The organism is Microcystis sp. M31BS1 (assembly GCF_020245285.1).
Lineage (GTDB): Bacteria > Cyanobacteriota > Cyanobacteriia > Cyanobacteriales > Microcystaceae > Microcystis > Microcystis panniformis.
In genome coordinates this window covers 1-3,274 of record NZ_JADBVE010000217.1, presented here as the reverse complement: position 1 = coordinate 3,274, position 3,274 = coordinate 1, and the positions used below count along the sequence as shown (strand labels likewise).

Below are 3,274 nucleotides of genomic sequence, written 5' to 3'. Positions count from 1 at the left end.
GGTTCGCCAAAATCAGCCTTGGCAGCTTGCTGACAATTTACCACCTTGTTCCTAGAGATTCACACTTTTTGTTATCTCTGATCAAGGGTTGCGCTTGCTTTGGTTTAACCTGAGCGACTTAGTTTTTGCTGCGCTTTTTTCTGGCTTGAGATTTTAGGTTCGACAGCAACTCCTTGATTGTTTTTTGAGTTACCCCTTGACAATCAAGACAGTCGCTACGTTCATCTTATATTTAATTCCACCCACCCACTTATTTATCGGCCAACGGAATCAAGTGGCGAGCGATGCCCCATGACTTGCCAAGATGGCAGAGCGTCTATAGCTATTTTTCGGGGTTGGAAAGGGGACGGTACTGATAGCATTGTTCAAAAGTAATGGCAGATATGGTTAATTGCCCTCACCCCCAAACTCCCCCTGCCCTACCGATGTGGGGGGTGGAGGGGCGCAAGAGGGGAGTAGGATACCTGCCATGAATAAAGAAAAATGGCATAACCTCATCCCTAAACCTCATTCCCGATTCCATCCAGGAATACTGTTAGGAAGTGAAAATTTATGTCACAATGACTCTATAAGGGCGATTTTTTAGTGAATCGCCGAGGCCGTCTATTAATCGAATCGATGTCTTTGAAGAACGTAGCCCCAAACTGGAAACCTGACTTTCCTTTCCCATTCTTGCCACTACTAGCGGAATTTTTCTCCCTTTTGTGTTACCCACGGGAATTCTTGAGCTATTGCTGAGATTGGCATTTTGTCACTTCCCGTTAGTTGAATCCAACAAAAGAAGCTGTTTAGGAGCAATTTATGTTACACCGCAAGATTTATCAATTCTGTATGGATGGTCAGGAAGTCTGCATTTTCTTGCGCGATCAGCAAAGATGGATCGATAATGCCCGTATTGTCGATCTAGAAAGCGATCTCGTCACCATTCGCTACGAAACAGAAGAAGAAGACGAGATTAGTTCTTGGGAAGAAATGGTGCGTTTAGAAAGTATCGGTGCGGTGAGCAGAAAACTGGCATCGGTGTCGCGGACGAATCCTGATATTAATGTCTCGGAAGATTGTCCGGAAGCAGAACAACTTTATCCCCATTCTCCCGATAGCTTAGATTAATTTTGTCGATTTAACTGACAGTGGCTAGAAGTCCCGCGGTTTTAACCATGACCAAGGGACTTTTAAGGGATAGAAGGGAAAAGAGCCGGTAAGTAGAGAGGCACAATTATTTGTAGGATGGGTTAGCAGTAGCGTAACATGAGCGGGCGTTGGGTTTCATGCTTCAACCCAACCCAACCTACGTTCATTTTATATTTAATTCCACCCACTCACTTAGGAATCACCACTTGTTGTAAAATTATCGTCAAAGCCGCCAGATTTTCTCTATTATCAGCTGGAGGAGCAAAATGAATTCTAATCCCTACTTCGCTGGCCAGTATATCTATCAAAAATTTGTGGCATTAGTAATAGTTTTAATTAGTTGTTGGTTAGTAACTTTTCCCGCCTTCGCCGGGTCCGCCCCTCTAGAAGTTAAAATTAGTCTAGGCTCCGGGCAAGGAGAATTAAAATTCTTTCCTAGTCAATTAGACTTTATTGCTGGACAAAAATACAAATTAATCCTCGATAATCCCAGTCCCACTAAACATTATTTTACCGCTAAAGACTTCGCCGATGCTAGTTGGACGCAGAAAGTTGAAGCGGGAAAAGTGGAGATTAAAGGGGCGATTCACGAACTAGAATTAAAACCTAATGCACAGGCAGAATGGGTAATAGTTCCCCTCAAAACCGGTAAGTATAAATTAATCTGTACTATTCCAGGTCATGCTGAAGCGGGAATGGTGGGAGAAATTGCCATTAATAACCCATGAATTTAAGAAAAATTGTCTCCTTTGCTTTCCTATTATTTATTCCCCTATCGGTGGTCGCTAGTCGTCTTAATTGGGGAGATCAAGCTATTTTTATCACTGCCGCTTTATCGATCATTCCCCTGTCAATTTGGTTAAGTACGTCTGTGGAAAGAGTTGCCGTAGTTACTGGGCCAACTTTGGGAGGATTAGTTAATGCTATCTTCGGCAATACTACCACTTTAGTTATTGCCTTAATTGCCCTAAAAAAAGGCTTGGTGGACATCGTACAAGCCAGTATTACCGGTAGTATTCTCAGTGATTTATTATTATTTATGGGCATGGGAATGCTCACGGGAGGTATTCGCTACAAAGAGCAGGAATTTAAACCGATTTTAGCGCGGGTAAATGGTTCTTCCATGACTTTAGCAGTAATAGCGATCGCTTTACCAACTTTGGTAATATATACTTCTAACGTGGTGGAAGTTGCCGATATTCTCAGTCTTTCCCTAGTCACCGCCACGGTTTTATTAATAGTTTACGGGTTAACTTTATTATTTTCCCTGAAAACCCATAGCTATCTCTACGAAGTGGGATTAAGTAACGAAAATACCCCCGACAATCAGGTTAGTGAGGAAGAAAAAGCTCAAGTCTGGATTTGGTTACTTGTGCTGCTTACTTCCACCGTAGCTGTAGCCTATGAGTCAGATTTATTTGTTGATGTAGTGGAATCGGTGATGGAAGGATTTAATCTCACTCCTCTCTTTATCGGGGTGATTTTCATTCCTTTAATTAGCGATGTTTCTGGAATAGTTACCGTCACTCAATTAGCCCTAAAAAATCAGATGGATTTAACGGTTTCCGTGGCTATGGGTGATAGTTTATTGGTGGCTTTATTCGTGGCACCTTTATTAGTTTTTATCGGTCAATTTTGGCAGCAGCCGATGGATTTAAATTTTAATCCCTTTAACGTGGTGGCTTTGATTGTAGCGGTGATTGTTACTAATTTAATCAGCTTTACTGGTCGTTCCAATTGGTTAGATGGAACCCTATTACTAGCCACCTATTTAATCTTGGCAGTAGCTTTTTATTACCATCCCGCCTAGCCAAAAAAGAGATTTAGGTATTTTCTGAGATTGGGTGCATCTCATTTTTGTAAATCTACTAAGTTGGGATTTTTAAGGGGAAACTCTCTGCTAAAGTCGGGCATTACTTTCGATTTTTTCCCTCAATCCAAGCTTTTGGGGGGTTCTACCCCCCAAACCCCTAGGGTTGATTCATCCTAGGGTTGATTCATCCGGCTCTTCGGGACTTGGTATGGTTCGATAGGGGGGCATAAATCGACTAAATCCTTATCTGGTAAGGGATTTAATTGATTAGTTCACTCTAGATCGCAAACAATTGACAAAAATTGCGGTAATGTCTGTCTCTATAAGGGT

3 protein-coding genes are annotated in these 3,274 nt (G+C 42.0%); all 3 read left to right on the top strand.

The window, feature by feature from the left end:
- The first annotated feature begins 801 nt into the window (after positions 1 to 801).
- Positions 802 to 1,110: a DUF6679 family protein gene (locus tag IM509_RS12815; protein ID WP_002757875.1), complete on the top strand. Its 309-nt coding sequence runs from the start codon at positions 802 to 804 to the stop codon at positions 1,108 to 1,110.
- A 287-nt stretch (positions 1,111 to 1,397) separates the two neighbouring features.
- A complete protein-coding gene (locus IM509_RS12810; protein ID WP_002789797.1) occupies positions 1,398 to 1,859 on the top strand; it encodes a cupredoxin domain-containing protein in 462 nt (153 codons plus the stop codon).
- On the top strand, positions 1,856 to 2,941 hold the full coding sequence (gene cax, locus IM509_RS12805; protein ID WP_072925943.1) for a calcium/proton exchanger: 1,086 nt from the start codon (positions 1,856 to 1,858) through the stop codon (positions 2,939 to 2,941). Before IM509_RS12810 ends, cax begins: the two co-directional genes overlap by 4 nt.
- Positions 2,942 to 3,274 lie beyond the last annotated feature (333 nt).

Bases quoted from the DNA above. Each gene is read 5' to 3' on its own strand.
- IM509_RS12815 (WP_002757875.1), top strand. From the start codon at position 802: ATGTTACACCGCAAGATTTATCAATTCTGTATGGATGGTCAGGAAGTC.
- IM509_RS12810 (WP_002789797.1), top strand. From the start codon at position 1,398: ATGAATTCTAATCCCTACTTCGCTGGCCAGTATATCTATCAAAAATTT.
- cax (WP_072925943.1), top strand. From the start codon at position 1,856: ATGAATTTAAGAAAAATTGTCTCCTTTGCTTTCCTATTATTTATTCCC.